Origin of the sequence: Fibrella musci (assembly GCF_041321105.1) — a bacterium.
Taxonomy (GTDB): Bacteria; Bacteroidota; Bacteroidia; order Cytophagales; family Spirosomataceae; genus Fibrella; species Fibrella musci.
The window spans coordinates 1153827-1170292 of the sequence record NZ_JBGGWD010000001.1 but is presented as its reverse complement, the minus strand read 5'-3'; the positions used below and the strand labels follow the sequence as shown (position 1 = coordinate 1170292).

Below are 16466 nucleotides of genomic sequence, written 5' to 3'. Positions count from 1 at the left end.
GCCTAAAACGATGAAAGAGGAAATAGCTTCCTCTTTCATCGTTTTCACCGTAAATGGATACGATTAATAGCCGGTGTTCTGGGGGAATTTAGGCCCGTCGACAACACGGTCTATCTGGGTTTGGGGAATGGGCCGTAGCATATGGTAATCCTTGATGTTCGATGCTGCCTCCGGGTTCCAGGCCTGTACACGGCGCACTAGTGAGCGTGTACGAACCAGATCGTGCCAACGCTGCCATTCGCCGAAGAACTCGCGGCTCCGCTCATCCAGGATGAAGTCGACGGTTACGTCATTGGGCGTGATCGTCAGGGCGGTTACTGCGGCCGCGTTTTGGGCTGCCGTGTTGGTCTTTTTGAAGGCTGCCCGCTGCCGAACCACGTTGATCAGCGCGGCGGCTTTGGTTGGATCGCCCGCTTTCAGGTACGCTTCGGCGCCGGTCAGGTACACATCCGAGAAGCGATACAGCACCACCGGACGGGTTGACGGGTCATTGAAGTTGGCGCCCCGGCTGGGATCCATAAATTTCTTCAACGACGGGAAAATCCCGTTGTTCCACAAGCTGGGCGGCACGACGATGCCTTTGAACGGCCGTGTTCCGACAAACTGCGGTGCACCGGCTACCTCAACATCGGGCAGCCAAACGGCGGTATCCGCCCCAACTACGGTAGTGTAGCCAATACCGCGTTTGTTGTTGGCGGCAGTTGCTGTGTTGGTCACCGCCGTATTGGCGATGTACACCGTAGTGAACGAGTTGGCGTATCGTGAGTCGACATTCCGATTGGTGAAGGCCTGATCGAGGAAATAGCTCTTCCCGGCATTGACCCCTGTTTTCTGCTTGTCGCTGTTGGGGCGCATCCGAACATAGGGGCGGCCATACTGCGAATCCCGGATCATACCCGAGGTACCACTGTTTACCAGGGTCCCGGCCGTATTGATGAACGAGTTGATACCGCTATTGTTTGGGTAGTTCCAGGTCGTAAACCAGGGCGTCAGGTTTTGGGCCGCACCGCCACTGGCACCGGCTCCCACCGTGTAGTAACCAAACTTCGGATCGAGCACGTGATCGCTCACAAACATGGTTTCTTTGCCATAGTCGTTAGCGGGTACAAAAGCGTCGCCATAGTCGGCCCACAAATCCAGGCCGTAGGTGCCTTTGTTGGCAATGATGTTGTCGCAGATTGTTGCCGCCTGCGTAAAATCAGAGGCGGTGTTGTTGAGCCATCCGCGGGTCAGGTACGCTTTGGCGAGCAGCAACTGCGCAACGGGTTTGGTGGCGGCTTTACCCAGGAACGGCGCCGTTGGCGTGTTGGGCAAATCAGCGGCTGCTTCCGTAAGGTCTTTGATAACCTGTGCGTAGACATCGGCGGCTGGCTGGCGGGAAGCCGCCTGCGAGGGAACCGTGATGAACGAGGTGCTTAGTGGTACGTCGCCCCAGGTCTGCACCAGATAAAAATACCAGAACCCCCGCAGGAACTTAGCCTGAGCGAGGTATTGCTTGCGGGTCGCTTCGGGCAGATCGATGGTAGCTCCGTACTGCAACACGCCGTTCAGGGTGTTGATGTCCTGAAAGGCAGTGCCCCAGGCCGATCCGAAGTTACTCCCGTTGAGGCCGTTGTAGGTATACGCGGGACCGCCGCCTGAACTGGCACCCTGCAAAAACTCATCGGTACCTGCCTGCATTTCAACGGTGAAACCCTCGGTGCCCCACTGCGACCGAATGTCGTTGTAGACACCGGCAATACCTCCCAACACACCCGCCGGGCTATTGAAGTAAGAAGGAACAATCTGAGACTGTGGGTTCTCTTCCAGTATATTCTCGCAGCCTGATCCCAAAACAGCCGTAAGGCTAAGGGTCAACCAAACTTTTATCGTCTTCATGTTGTGTCGAAAATTAGAATTTGAGGTTTACGCCGAACGTGAATTGCCGAACAGGTGGGTTGTTCAGGTTGACGGCAATCTGGCGCTCCGGAGTCCCCCGCTCGCTGGCACCCTGCGGGTTGAGCGTAGCCGACCCCGACGCATAACCGTTCCCTTCTGGATCGATCGCCAGATTCTGGCTCACCAGGGGCGAATACAGAATAAGCGGGTTGGTGGCGTTGAAGTAAACGCGGGCTGAACTGGCACCAACCTTCCTGATCAACTGGTTCGAGAACGTATAACCCAGGTTAATGCTGCGGACCTTGATGAACGATCCGTCGTAATAGCCAAGGGTTGATCCAAACCAGGCGACAGCGCTACCGGCGTCGGGGGCCGGGAAGGCGTTGGTCGGGTTTGTTTCCGTCCAGTAGTCGGTTTTAACCTGATTAACCCGGCCTTGGTTGAAGAACGCAAATCCGCCCGAACCCGTCGAGTTACCCGTGAGGTACGGAACCACGACTTTCATGCCCATCCGGGCGAAGGTCACGATCGACGCATCGAAATTTTTGAACGTGAATCGGTTGGTGATGCCCCCTTCCCACTTAGGCTGGAAATTGCCCAGGATCTGCCGGTCGGCAGGGTCAATTTTACCATCGCCATTGACGTCCTGCACCCTGATCTGGCCAGGATACTGCACAGGCGAGGTTTGTTTCGCCAGCGTACCATCGCCCTGGTCGCTGGTTTGCCAGATCCCGATCTTGTTGTAGTCGTAAATGACCGAGAGGGGTTGCCCCACAAACCAACCCGCGCCTATGTTGGCCAGTTCGGTTGGGGTGGTGAGCTGAGTGATTTTTTCCCGGTTGAAGAAATAGATCACGTCGGCACTCCAGTTGAACCCGCCGGCGGGCTTCCGGAAGATATCAAACGTCAGAGAGGTTTCCAGACCGCGACCTTCCGTGCGACCCAGGTTCTTCAGCGTCGACCCGGCGCCGTTGCTTGGAGGCAGTGGTACCGACAGCAGAATGTCTTTGGTTTGCTGGAGATACCAATCGACCGTACCCGTAATCCGGTTGTTCAGGAAGCCGAAGTCGACACCGATATCAACCTGTGAAGTCGACTGCCAGCCCAGATCCGTAGCGGGCAGGCTGGTAACCGTGTAGGCCAATTGCTGACCCGCCGTGCCAAGGCCAAAGTTGTAATAACCCGCTGAAAGCGCGCCCAGAGTCGCATAGGCACCTACGTTCCGGTTGCCCGAGATACCCCAGCCACCCCGTAGTTTCAGGTTCGATACCACCGGGATGCTCTTCATGAACGGCTCGTCGATAACGTTCCAGCCAGCACCAACAGCCGGGTAATTGAAGTAGCGTTTGGCAGGCGACAGCGTCGAGGAACCATCCCGACGCAGGGTGAGCGTCAGCAGATAGCGGTCGTTGAAGCTATAATTGACCCGACCCATGTAGGACAGCAGCCCCGTTTCGGCAAACGAGTTACCAAAATCTGAGTTGGCTACGGGCTGACCCGACGCCAGCGAGAAGTTCGACGTCTTGATGTAGTCGGCCGGCACCCCGGTTACGGTAAAGCGGCTGCCCAGCGAGTGGTTCTGGGTGACTTCGTACAGCCCCGTGAAGCCCAGTTTGTGCTTGCCGAAGGTTTTATCGTAATACAACAAATGCTGGAGGTTGATATCCCAAAACTCCGTGTTGCTGATCTCGGCGTTTGACGAAGACTGAACCGTGGCGTTGTTGAAATACGTCAGCGGTCCGCCGTAGCCGTTGTAGTTCGACTGGCTGAAGTTCAAACCGGCGTTGAACCGGTACCGCAGGCCGGGCAGGATGGTCAACTCACCATACAGGCTGTTGAACGTCCGCAACGACCGGGTACGTCCCAGGTACGCGTCTTTTTTCGTGATGATGGTCAGCGGGCTAATCCCGGCCGCATCGATCGAGCCCTCCGACGGAAACAGGTTTACTGAACCATCTGCGCTATAAGGCGATGCCAAAGGCGTTAACCGAACCAAACCACCCGGAACCCCGCCACCACCGGGCGTATTGGTGTAGGTAAGCGTGTTGAGCGTGTTCAAACCAACCCGGATGCTTTTGCCGATGCGCTGATCGATAGTGGCCCGTATGGTGTAACGCTCAAACTTCTGGCTGGGGATAATCCCGGTCTCGTTGAAATAACCAAGGCCCATCGAATACTGTGTATTCTCGGTACCGCCCTGCATACCCAACTGATGGTTGGTATTGAAACCGGGTTTGTAGATCAACCCCTGCCAGTCTGTAGAAACACCATTGGTCAGCGCTTCCTGCTCTTTGATCGTTAGCGGGTAGGCGGTGGTGCCGGGAGCCGTCCGGTTGTACTTGGCGGCATCCTGCTTGAACTGAGCATATTCGGGACCATTCATGACATTGTATTTGCCCATGATGGACGTGATGCCATGATAGCCGTCGTAGGTGAACACGGGCTTTCCTATTTTACCACGCTTGGTGGTGATCAGGATAACGCCACCCGCACCCCGTGACCCGTAGATCGCCGTTGCCGACGCATCTTTCAGGATTTCCAGGTTCGCAATATCATCTGGGTTGATGTCGTTCAGGCCACCATACGGTATACCATCCACCACAACCAGCGGGCCATCGGCCCCATCGCTCGCTGATCCCTGACCGCTGGTGAGCGTACGGTTACCGCGGATACGAATAGAACCTTGGCTACCGGGAGTAGACCCATTGCTTACGATCGTTACGCCCGCTGCGCGACCTTTTAACTGATTGATCAGGTTAGGAGCGGGTACTTCTTTCAACGTGGCTTCATTCACCGAAACCACAGAGCCCGTAACGTCCCGCTTGCGCTGAACACCATAACCAACCACCACGACTTCGTTGAGGGTTTTGTTGTCGGCTGCCAGCGTAATGTTGATGGTGGTCTGGCTGCCAACCGTCACTTCCTGCGACACGTAGCCGATGAAGGAGAACACCAGCACGGTGCCGGGCTGCTCGGGTACGGTCAGGCGGTAGTTGCCGTTGGCATCGGTCGTTGTGCCGCGCACGGTCGATTTGATCTGGATACTCACGCCCGGTAGCCCTTCGCCGTTTTCGCCCACGACCCGGCCCGAAAGCTGAATGTCACGTGCCTGATCAACGCTGGCTGCTGCATCGGTGGTGGTCGTTTGCTGAGGCGAGACCGAAAGCGGAGCCACGCTCCGTTTCAGCACAATCTGTTGCCCAACCACTTCGTAGCTGAGGTTCAATGGCGTCAGCAACTGATTCAGCACCACGTGCAACTGTTCGTTTTTGGCCTGATAGCTTACTTTACGCTTCGACTGAATAATCTCCCGGCTGAAGAGAAACTGTACGTTGGCCTGTTCCTGCAGTCGTTTGATAATGCGCTCGATGTCCTGATTCTGGACGGAGATGGTCACCCGCCGGTCGAGTAATTCCTGGGCTTTGCTATCAAAGGCAAGACCGATATTTACGATGCAGAGGGCAAAGACGAGCAACAGGCTGGAAATCTTGATGATCCTGGGCCAGGAGCTACCTGCTAATAGAGGGGAATGCATATGTTTGTACGTTTTGTTGTTTTTCCTGATAAGAAAATGACAAAAGAATCCCGTTCCCCGTCGATAAGGGAATGTGTTATGAGAGGCACAGTAATCGGGAAATGCACGGGCGGTAGTGTTGGTAGCACTATCGCCCGTTTTTTTTAGTCTCGTAGGTAGAGCTTACGTCATCGCATAGTGTCTTGATTAAAGGTTAACAGAACGATCAATTACAACCCTGGCTATGAATGACCACCTGATGATCGGTAACGTCGAACGTTGACTCAATTGTCAGGCAGATTAAGCGAATTTTTTCCCGGAACGGCACGTCATCAAGTTGGCCGGTAAACGTACAGTTTTTGAGCTGGTCACGATCATAGTCAATGGGAATGTGGTAGCTCGTTTCCAGTTGATCGAGTACGGTTGAAACCGGTACGTAATCGTATGAAAATTGCTGAGTTGTTATCGTAGAAATTTCTTCGTCAGACGAGCGATTTTTATGGACAGTAACGGATTTACTCGAAGGCTTAAGGGTAAATTCCTGGTTCACAGTTAACGAAACAGGCTTATCGGGTTCTGCGATGGGTGATACGATCACATTACCCGTTTTTACTTTTACAAAAGCGGTCGATTCTTTCTCAAAAGAACGTACCTGAAAACTAGTGCCTACTACCCTCGTAACGACGTTGTTGGTGTAGACAATAAAGGGTTTTGCTGGATTCTTAGCGACTTCGAAAAAGCCATCGCCTTCAAAAAAAACCTCCCGGAGTTTTGGGTTCGACTGCTTTCGGTAACGCAAGGTGCTACCCTCTGCCAGTAGAACCGATGAGCCATCTGGAAGCAGGGTTACCAACGGTTCGCTCGTTTCGTTTTTCACTACCTGCCAATCCGCGTCAGAAACCTGTGCGCCCCGCGTCAGCCCGTTGGTTGCAAGAGACCTGAAGTTAGGTAACTGCCACCAAGCAAACAGGCTCGTCAGGGCGATCGCCGCGGCCCACCGAACCCACTGCCGGTTCCAGATCGGACGAATAACCGTGGGCGTATCGAGCCGGTTTACAATGGCCTCAGCTTTCGCTTTCAGGTCGCTTTCCGACGGGATAACTGCCTCACCCTGAATCACCAGGAAGGTAGCGACAGCCTGCTCATAAACGTCTCGTTTGTCGGGGTGCTGCGTCAGCCAGTCAAGCCATCGTGCCCGATCTTCGGGCCTACGGTCGAGCATCCAGACCCGGAAGGCTTCGTTACTTAAAAAGTCTTCAACGGTTGACAGCTCTTCGGGAGGGAAGCTCATTGAACTTTGCTACTATTTTCCTAGATAGTATGAAGTTCGTAGCCAGGCATACCCTCTCGGGCGCAACTTTTTTTAAAAAAAGTGCAAATCCTCGGTGTTGTGCACAGACCAGCTTTTACGGAGCTTGCCTAAGGCCTTTTGTAGAAAGTTTGATACCGACTGTCTGTTAATATTCATGACCTCGGCGATCTCCGGTATCGACAGGTTGTCGTAGAAACGCAGGTACAGGGCTTCGCGCTCACGGGTGGGCAGGGAATCCAACTGCGTCTTGATGGTACGCGTCATCGTAACCAGCGACTCATGCTGAATCAATAGGGTTTCCGAATCGGTTACTTCATCGACTGAGCTATCCCAATCAATGTCTTCGTTTGTGAATCGCTTTTGTTGCCGTAAGTGCTGTAAAATATGATGTCTAAGCGCCTTTAATAAGTAATGTTTTACCGATTCGGTGGGGTTAATATGAAAGCGATTTTGCCAGAGTTGTAGAAATAATTCCTGAATGCAGTCATCGATGACCGCCTCGTCCACCATGAATTTAGTGCCATAGTGCCTCAACATGCGATAGTAGCGTTCGGCCAGTAAGCCCAATGCCTGTTTATCGCCCGCCCGGTATGTTTGCCATAACGTTTGGTCTTGTAGTTGAGAATTCATGACTATTCGGAGAAATAATAGGAGCGAAAATAACGGAAGTTATCGGTTTTATAAGGAGCAGGTTCCGGATTGCCAGTACATAATCTGTATCGACAAAATTGGGCGGCTTTGGTTGGCGTGGCTTGTGGCGGAGTGAAGAAAAAATGCAACTAGTTTGTCGTCACTTTCTCACTTTGTGAAGCTGAGTTTTATTCGTGTTGGCTGATCAAACGCAGGGTGTCAGTGAGGCGATTGCTTTTGTGTATTGGGTACGTGTCAACGTACCTGGACAGGAATCGTTGTACAGGACGCTAGGAGAGGGTGAGTTCGGTAAATTCGGGTAGAAAAGACTGGTAGCCGGTCAGGTAGTCGTGGTACTTCTGTTCGTTTAGTCGATAAAGCTGCCCCTTTTTCGTGGCCGACGAAGTGTCTTTTTCGCCCGTCCCGAGCAGTAGCTCCGTCGATAAAATACGCCGACTGAAATTGCGCCGGTCGAGCTTTACGTTGTAGATGGCTTCGTAGAGTTTCTGCAACTGAGGCACCGTAAATTTTTCGGGTAGCAGTTCGAACCCGACGGGGTACAACGCTGCTTTGTAGCGCAACTGCCGGAGCGCCGCCTCTACCATCTGATCATGATCGAAGATGAGGGCAGGTTTATTCGCCAGATCAATCCAGGATGCATTGTGCGCCTTGAGAGCGGCCGGATCCTGATCGTAGATGTTCACCAGTGAATAGTAGACTACAGACAACGTCCGCTCGACCGGGTCCCGGTTGACGGCTCCGAAAGCCTGAAGCTGCTCCAGGTAATTCGTGTGCAGACCCGTCAGGGTATACAGAATGCGGGTAGCGGCGTCGTGGAGGTCTTCGTTCTTGTTGAGAAACCCACCCATCAGCGACCACCGCCCAAATTCGGGTTCAAAATTTCGCTTGATGAGCAGGAGTTTCAGGGTTTCACCGTCGAAGCCGAAGATGATGCAGTCTAAAGCCACCAGAATGCGACTACTGTGGTAATAAGCCTCCATAAGCCTCTTAAGCGTTCACAATAATTATAACGAACAGAAATATGTGTCAAACATACACAATTCGACAGATATGGCAAAACCATCAATAAATTTCATTTTTGGGGGTGAAGGTTATTGGGGATGACAACCGTTAACGCATTGACGATGAGCCACCGCAGCACCAAACATAGTTCCTGTTATGCTGGGTCTTGGGAAGGATCTTTCAGAAGGTGTCTCAACAAGTCACTAACGCTACCGCGGGCAGTTTGCACTACGGTTTGGCCAGCCGGTTTTCGTTTAAGGATAACCGCAGCGGCGGACCGTCACGATTTAGGCCTCGCTAAATCGGTTTGCTTTCAGTTGTCTTCTCTTTCAGGAAAAAGTAGGGGTTTTTGGGGGAAGCTTACAATGGCGAAATCAACCAAGTCTGAGTGCCGTCAAACTCGACAGCCAAAAGGGGGTAATGGTAGCTTGGTACTAATACTTACTTCATGTAAGCGGTCGAGCGAAAACGTGATTACGCGACACTATACAAGAAGTTGAGCTTGCCAAACAGGGAAAAAGTAGAAACTGCCCTGTTTTACAAACGCATACCTGGGCGGGTAAAGCTGAAATAGTATTCGATCCGAAATCTGCATACAACTGCAGCGCCACTGAACTTCATGAAAAAATGCGCTCTTTTTCTTGCCTTGTACGCCAGCTTCTTCTCGGCTAAAAGTCAGCCTGTCAATCGTTTATACATCGCCAACGACGATCATACCGATTACATGTGGACGGCAAACGAAGCTACCTACGACTCGGCGTTTGTGCACATGCTCGACTTCTATCTCCACCAGATCGACTCGACCCGCAGCAACCCCGCTGATTTTCAGGCACGCTTCAACTGCGACGGGAGCTACTGGTTGCGCGCTTACCAGAAATACCGCTCACCAGCCCAGTTCAACCGGCTCATGGCGGCCATCAAATCAGGGCATATCAGCAGCCCGCTCAATACGCTGGTGAGCACCTATGGCGCACAACCGACAGAAGCCGTGCTGCGCGGCATGTATTACGCCGGTAGCCTGGAACGTACCCACAACCTTCGGTTCAGGCTGGCGCAGACGATGGAGAACAACACCATTCCGCTGGGATTGAGCGCACTCTGGGCGGGTTCGGGCGCCAAATTCAGCTACAAGGGAATCGGCGGTTACGGCAGTCAGATGACCTACGAGTACCGCGATAACCGCCGTCATCAACTCTACCGCTACGCCGGCCTGGACGGGTCGGGCGTGCTGATGAAATGGTATACGTACAACGAAAAAACAACCGCTCCGCTTGGAGGCTATGCCGAATGTCGGCTGTATCCCAAAAAGAGACCCGCGGGCGTCAGTCAGACCGAAGAAATCGGCCGGGTCATTGACAAACTGGATGCCCTGTGCGACACGGTTTCTGCCAACTCAACGTACCCGTTCAGGGTCGCCGGGGCGTTTGGCTATGGCTGGGACGATCTGGCGACCTTCGTCTCTAACCCGTTTATCGAAGCGGCCCGCAACGCAACAACCCCAACCCGGAAGGTGCGGGTGTCGAACGAAGAAGACTTCTTCGAAGACGTAGCCCGGAGCTATCCAAACCTCGCGGCTGAAACGGTGAGCTACGGCAACGAATGGGATCTGTACTGCGCGTCTATGAACGAAACCACCGCCCGGGTACGTCGGTCAACAGAAAAGCTGCGGGCGGCTGAAGCGCTGGCCTCGCTGGTGGCGCTGAAGAAACCCGACTTCGCCAATCACCTGACAGCGGCTAAAGAGCTGGCCTGGGAATCGTTCGGGATGTATTGGGAACACAACTGGACGGCCGACGGCCCGGTGAAACAGCCTGTGCGGGCCACCTGGCAAAACAAGATTCAGCATCAGATTACGGGCTATGTCGATTCGTTGTTCGTGTTGGCTGCCAAAACGCTGGGGAATCAACTCAAGAAAGCAGCCAACACTCGGTTCTATGTCTTCAACCCACTTAGCTGGGTCCGTGATGACGTTGCCGATCTGGCCTACACCGGCACGTACCCTATTCGGGTAATCGATCTGTCGACAAAAAAAGAAGTGGCCAGCCAGCTGATTACCAGAGGTGGCCGCCGGTTTCTGCGTATCTGGGCCGAGAACATCCCATCGGTTGGCTACCGGGTATTTGAACTGGCTCCCGGTAAACCCACGCCCCGCCCCGTGGCCGCCACGGTTTCGGGCCGCAACGGCGGACCGGAATACATCAGCAACAGTGCGTACCGGTTACGCCTCAGCCGGTCGGGGGCCATCACGGAGCTCTACGACCAAAAGGCGAACAATCGCCAACTGGTGAAGGCACTCAACGGCAAATACGTGAACGATCTGGGCGTGGAGGATATCAATGCAGGCAACCCCGTCGTGGTCGAAAACGTGGGCCCAGTATCGGTGACACTGAAAGCCGTGTCGCCATTTCCGGTACCCCACACGGTGCGGGTAACCCTGTTTGCCAACAGCCGCAACGGCAGACCGACCGCCCCGTCCCGTATCGAGATCGAAGACAGCATTCGGGCCAATTTCAAGGATGTAAAAACGTGGTCGTTTTCGTTTAACCTGACCAACCCCACTACGCATCACGAAGAGCTGGGCGCTATTCTGACGGCCAAAAAAGAAACGCAGGGGGGGCACTACGCCGCCCGCAACGCCCGGCTCGACTGGCAAACGTTCAACCATTTTGCCGACCTGAGCGAACCTACCTACGGCCGGGCCACGTACGGCATCACGCTTTCGAACGTCGATTGCAGCTTCTTTAAGCTTGGCCAAAGCACCATCGATTCATTATGGGGCAGCTCGCCGCAGCTTCATGCGCTGGCGGGTGGGCAGGTCGATACCAAAGTTGAAGATAAAGGTGTGCTGGGTATTCGCGGGCAGAATGGCGAAACTGGCTTTCTGTACCAGTTTGCGCTGACCACCCATTCGGCCAGTTTCGACCCGGTTACAGCGATGAGATTTTCGCTCGAACACCAGAACCCCCTGGTAACGGGGCTGGTCACCGGTCCGGCAGACACGTACCCGGCCCCGACGTATTCACTCCTGAAAACGGATAACCCGAACGTGCTGCTCTGGGGCGTGAAACCCAGCGAAGAGGGAATCGATCAGGGGCTGATTACCCGCCTCTGGAACGTACCTGGACAGGCTGCTACCCCAACCCTGACGGCAGCTATGCCCATTCGGCAAGCCTGGCAGACCACGCATATCGAAACCAATGAGCTGCAACTGAAACCCGGCGGCAGGCAGTTGAACGTCCGGCTGGCCCCGACGCAACTCAGTACCTATCGACTGCAACTGACAAACTGATTTTGTGGTGACCAGACTGGCAATCGGCATTGATATTGGCGGCACCCGAACCAAAATCGGACTGGTCAACCTGAGCAGCGGCGAGGTAGAGGCCATGCTCGTTACGCCCACGGAGACCAAAAACGGGGAGCGGTTTCTGCAGCGGATCGGTGAAGCTATCGGCCAGCTCAAAGCCCGAGCCGCCGCCGAACGTACCCAGCTGGCGGGCGTGGGCATCGGCGTGCCGGGTTTTGTTTTCGCCAGTGGTGTCGTGGATTCGACCTACGGGTTCCTCGAATTCATGGAGGATTACCCGCTGGCCCCTTATATCCGTCAGCAACATGAACTGCCCTGCCTGCTCGACAACGATGCGCGGGTAGTAGCTCTGGGCGAAGCGCTGTACGGGCAGGGAAAGGACCATGACCGCGTGCTGGTCCTCACGCTGGGAACCGGCCTTGGCTTGGGCTTTACGATCAGCGGTAAGCTCGACGGGCCATTGCCTTATGCGCATATGGGTGGGCACATGACCATCACGACCAACGACACAATCTGCTACTGTGGCAAAACAGGCTGTCTCGAATCGCTCGTTTCGGCAAGTGGTCTGGTTCATATCGCCACCCGCCACGGCTGGCTGCAAACGTACCCAGCCCTGCCCGCGACTGCCGAAACGATTTTCAACGAAAAGCAGGGTGGTAATAGTCACGCAGCCGCCATCGTGCAGGAATACCTCGGTTATCTGAAAACGGGGATCGATAACTACGTCAATCTGTACGCGCCCGACATCATTGTGCTGGGCGGGGGTATCGCCAAAGGCCTACGAACGGTGTTTGGCGATACCGTGACGGAGCAGTTGTATACCCCTGCTTTACTCCATCCGTTCAAAGCCTACAAAACCAGCATTGTTCTATCAGCACTGGAAGAACAAGCCGGTATTCTGGGCAGTGCGGCGCTTTTCAACGCGTGAAAGAAGGCGGGCTGTCACCGGCACAGACTGTCACTCTCTCTTGCTTACTCACTCACTCTTTATCTCTTTACCAATGCATCCCTGGATTATCTATTCAATAGCGGCCGCGTTTTTCTGGGGAACCTGGGGCGTGGTGGCCAAACTGATTTCAGATCAGGTCAGTCCGTTTACGAATCACCTGCTGTTTAGTATCGGCATGCTGGTTACCCTGCCCCTGATTCTCAACAAAGTCAGACGTACCCAGCCTAATCGAAAAGGGATCGTCTGGGGCCTGGTGGCGGGCGTACTGGCCGTGATCGGCAACGTGGCCGTGTATCAGGCGTTTACAGCGGGTGGACTGGCGGCTATCGTTATCCCCGTCACGAACCTGTATCCGCTCGTTACGATCGGCATAGCCCTGCTGGTGTTCAAGGAAAAGCTGAACTGGATCAACGGCGTTGGCATTCTGCTGGCTATTCCTGCCGTGCTGATGCTATCCGGCGAATCGTTGCTGTTCGATGACCCGGCGGCTTTTTTCCAAACCCTCGGCCTTGATTCCGGGGCCGACCGTCGGTGGCTGCTCTATTCGCTCATTGCCCTGTTCTTCTGGGGTGTGTTCAGCGCCGCCCAGAAAGAAACGACCAACCACATTTCGGCTGAATGGTCGTACGTCAGTTTCATTGTCTCGTCGGCAGTTATTGCGCTGGTATTCATGGCATTTGGCCTTGTCGACCTAAGGCTTTCGGCTACAACGCTGGGTCTTGGTTCGCTGGCCGGTATGCTGAATGGACTGGGTGTACTGGCCAGTTTCGCGGCCTACAGTGCCGAAGGAAAAGCCTCTAAAGTGACGACCATTGCCGGAGCTTTGCAACCGGTATTTACGATCATACTAGCCATTATTTTTCTGCACGAAAGTCTTTCCCTAATCGAATCGCTGGGCATTGCCCTCGCCATCGTCGGAGCCCTGACGCTATCCTACGAAAAAGAGAAAGTAGTCGCGACGCCAGACATTGCCCCACGTTAACCACACACGTAAAACCAATGAACCCAGTTCTGAACGAAATTCTAGAGATTCCTGCCCGCGCCATCGATGCCTTGAACAACCCGGTTGAGCCGCTGCCGCTGCACGTAACGTACCTGGGCATGGGCTCGTCGTACTTTGCTCCGCTGGCGTTTAAGTACATGGGCGTACCCATTAACCCCGAGCTGGCCTCGGAGTACTATTACTACCTGGCTCGTGGAAAAAAAGAGCCGATGGCCGTGCTGCTGTCTCAGTCGGGGCGAAGCAGTGAAGTGCTCTGGTGCCGCGACCTGTTCGACCAGTACGTGGCCGTCTCCAACTACACCGACAGCGACCTGTGTACGGCCCCGAACGTGGCCCGTGTGTTGCCTATTCTGGCGGGCGACGAGCACTATTCGTCGTCGAAAACGTACGTAAACACGCTGGTATCGCTGTTTAAAGGCTTTGGCTTTTCGCCCGAAGCCTCCGTGACCCTGCTCGCCGACAGGTTTGAGCACTATCGGCAGCAGGGCCAACACCTCGCCGACCAGCTACTGGCGGTACGGAATCAATACCCCATCCACGGTATGTACGTAACGGGTAGTGGCCCTAATGTCGGTACGGCCTACGAGGCGGCATTGATCCTGAGCGAAAGCACGAAGCTGAATTTTCACGGCCTGCCTATGGCGCAATACGACCACGGCCCGAAGGAAACCGCCCACAACAGTATCGTCATCCAGATTATGGCAAAAGGGGCAACCTACGAACGTACCCAGCGCCTGTCGGAAATGGTTGCGAAGGCGGGTGCTCACGTATTCACGGTGGAAGCCCCAGAGCTAGACGAGCATTTCTCGATCCTGCATACCATCGTGCCGTTCAACTTCGCGGCCTACTACATGGCCGAAAAACTGGGGATAGGCGAAACGTTCGTGGTTGGTGGTAAGGTCACGGAGGCCGATTGAGCCGTGTCCAGCTTATAGGAACACGTTAAAAACAAGAGTCAACTCACTACTTGAACATTGACAATCCCATCGTTGGGGGCTGGAGATCCTTACGGATGGGATTTTGTGAAAAAAGAAAGAATATATTTAAGAATAGGTAGTATCCGACTAAGGGTAAGATTGATTCTTCGTGTCATACAGGCACCTGACCAGCCAGCCAATGTCAAACCCAGAAGGTGACTCTACCCCGAATGCAGGCCATCACCTACGACCCGTCAGGCCCGACGCAGAGCGGGCAACCGTTATCGTTGATAACGAGCATCTGGTTCGTGCCGCCTTTGCTTATTCGCCCCAAAAAGGGTTTGAGGCCTTATTCCGGCTGTATTATGGCTCGCTGTGCAGTCATGCCGTACGCTTTGTGTATACCCGTGAGGTAGCCGAAGACATCGTGGCCGAGGTGTTTTATCAATTCTGGAAATCGGAACGATACGCTACTGTTCAGTACAGCTACCGAACGTACCTATATGCCGCCGTCCGGCATCGGGCCTTCAACTACCTGCGCGACGAATTGACCCAGCACCGTGCGCCCACGTCTCTGGAGGGTATTAACGAAGCCGGGCAGGACGAAACGCCTCAGACGCTTATCGAATATGACGAGACCTTTCAGCAGGTCGAAAAAGTCATTCATGAATTACCACCGCAGTGCCAGCGTGTCTTTCTGTTAAGCCGGTTTGAAAACCGAAAAAACCAGGAAATCGCGGATGAACTGGGTTTGGCTCTCAAGACCGTCGAAGCCCACATGGCCCGTGCCCTTCAGGCCCTGCGCCGGGTGTTTCTGCCAACAGCGCTCCTGTATCTTCTTTCCTTCTAGCATCCAAAACCTCCTCCGCCTGCGCTGAGCAGGTTATCTGTCATTTATGCAAGACCTCGTTAACAAAGCGGTCCTGTTCGACTACTTCTCTGGTCGGGTAAGTCCGTTACAAAAGAAGTCGGTGGAAGACTGGCTGGCAAAACCCGACAATCGGGACGTATACTACCACTGGCTGCACGAGTGGGAGCAGGGGCACCTACAGCTCAGCGTCGAATGGGAACCCATGTATGCAAAGACGATGCAGCGTATTGACAATGCATCGTTGGAGGGCGAACAGGAAACAGCCAGCCAGGTAAAGCCATGGACGATTCGTCGGGCGGGTTGGGAAATAAAACGGCGCGGGCTGTTGGCGGCGTCGGTTGCACTGGTGCTGCTGGCCGGGGGCTGGCGGTTTCGCGATACGCTCCTTTACCAGACCGTTCAGACTGGATTTGGCGAAACCCGCAGCCTGACGCTGCCCGATGGCTCGGCGGTGACACTAAACGCCAATTCGGCATTGCGATACCCCCGGTTTGGCTTTGGCCAATGGACGCTGGTCAGCGATGAGGCTCATCGAAACCCGCGAACGGTCGAACTAACGGGCGAAGCTGACTTCTCGGTCCGGCATTTGCCTAACCACCAGCGATTTGTGGTCGTGACGCCCAAAGGGCTGAATGTTACTGTATTAGGTACTCAGTTCACCGTATTCAGCCGGGACCGGGCTACCCGCGTGGCGCTGCGGTCGGGCCGGGTTCAACTAACCACCCAACAGGAAACAGACCCGCCCCTGATGATGCAGCCCGGCGACCTGGTAACGCTCAATCGGCAGGGCAAGCTGGACCTGACCCGAACGGCTCACCCGGAGGCCATGGCTTCCTGGAAAGATCATCGGTTCGACTTTGAGCAAACCTCGTTACGGGAAATCGCTGAGATGCTCCACGACAACTATGGCCTTACCGTTACACTTGACAATGTGCAGTTAGGCAACCGGACTATATCGGGTTCCTTTACTGCCAAGAATGCCAATGAGTTACTGCAACTGATCGCCCAGCTGTTACAAATCAATTATATCCGCGACAACGACCGTGTCTCCTTCACGGAATAAGG

General features: G+C 54.4%; 11 protein-coding genes. 6 read left to right on the top strand and 5 right to left on the bottom strand.

Going from position 1 to position 16466, the window contains the following annotated elements; genetic code table 11:
* Nucleotides 1-63 precede the first annotated feature (63 nt).
* The 5 genes from ACAW74_RS04725 to ACAW74_RS04705 form a co-directional block, all read right to left on the bottom strand.
* On the bottom strand, nt 64-1878 hold the full coding sequence (locus ACAW74_RS04725; protein ID WP_370697040.1) for a RagB/SusD family nutrient uptake outer membrane protein: 1815 nt from the start codon (nt 1876-1878) through the stop codon (nt 64-66).
* A 13-nt stretch (nt 1879-1891) separates the two neighbouring features.
* Complete coding sequence (locus tag ACAW74_RS04720; RefSeq protein WP_370697039.1) at nt 1892-5413, bottom strand: TonB-dependent receptor; 3522 nt, start codon at nt 5411-5413, stop codon at nt 1892-1894.
* Nucleotides 5414-5618: 205 nt separating this feature from the next.
* Nucleotides 5619-6683, bottom strand: a complete 1065-nt coding sequence (locus ACAW74_RS04715) for a FecR family protein (protein ID WP_370697038.1) — start codon at nt 6681-6683, stop codon at nt 5619-5621.
* A 72-nt stretch (nt 6684-6755) separates the two neighbouring features.
* A complete protein-coding gene (locus ACAW74_RS04710; protein ID WP_370697037.1) occupies nt 6756-7334 on the bottom strand; it encodes an RNA polymerase sigma factor in 579 nt (192 codons plus the stop codon).
* A 290-nt stretch (nt 7335-7624) separates the two neighbouring features.
* Nucleotides 7625-8335: an NUDIX hydrolase gene (locus ACAW74_RS04705; RefSeq protein ID WP_370697036.1), complete on the bottom strand. Its 711-nt coding sequence runs from the start codon at nt 8333-8335 to the stop codon at nt 7625-7627.
* A 641-nt stretch (nt 8336-8976) separates the two neighbouring features.
* Here ACAW74_RS04705 and ACAW74_RS04700 point away from each other — a divergent pair.
* The 6 genes from ACAW74_RS04700 to ACAW74_RS04675 all read left to right on the top strand — a co-directional run bounded on the left by ACAW74_RS04700 (nt 8977) and on the right by ACAW74_RS04675 (nt 16464).
* Complete coding sequence (locus ACAW74_RS04700; protein WP_370697035.1) at nt 8977-11646, top strand: glycosyl hydrolase-related protein; 2670 nt, start codon at nt 8977-8979, stop codon at nt 11644-11646.
* A gap of 7 nt (nt 11647-11653) precedes the next feature.
* Entirely contained in the window at nt 11654-12589 is a 936-nt protein-coding gene (locus ACAW74_RS04695; RefSeq protein WP_370697034.1) for an ROK family protein, read from the top strand.
* A gap of 73 nt (nt 12590-12662) precedes the next feature.
* Nucleotides 12663-13592 (top strand): DMT family transporter, encoded by a 930-nt coding sequence (locus tag ACAW74_RS04690; protein ID WP_370697033.1) that lies wholly within the window; start codon nt 12663-12665, stop codon nt 13590-13592.
* 17 nt (nt 13593-13609) lie between these two features.
* Nucleotides 13610-14530, top strand: a complete 921-nt coding sequence (locus tag ACAW74_RS04685; RefSeq protein ID WP_370697032.1) for an SIS domain-containing protein — start codon at nt 13610-13612, stop codon at nt 14528-14530.
* 199 nt (nt 14531-14729) lie between these two features.
* On the top strand, nt 14730-15380 hold the full coding sequence (locus tag ACAW74_RS04680) for an RNA polymerase sigma-70 factor (protein WP_370697031.1): 651 nt from the start codon (nt 14730-14732) through the stop codon (nt 15378-15380).
* Between the two features lie 46 nt (nt 15381-15426).
* Complete coding sequence (locus ACAW74_RS04675) at nt 15427-16464, top strand: FecR family protein (RefSeq protein WP_370697030.1); 1038 nt, start codon at nt 15427-15429, stop codon at nt 16462-16464.
* Nucleotides 16465-16466 lie beyond the last annotated feature (2 nt).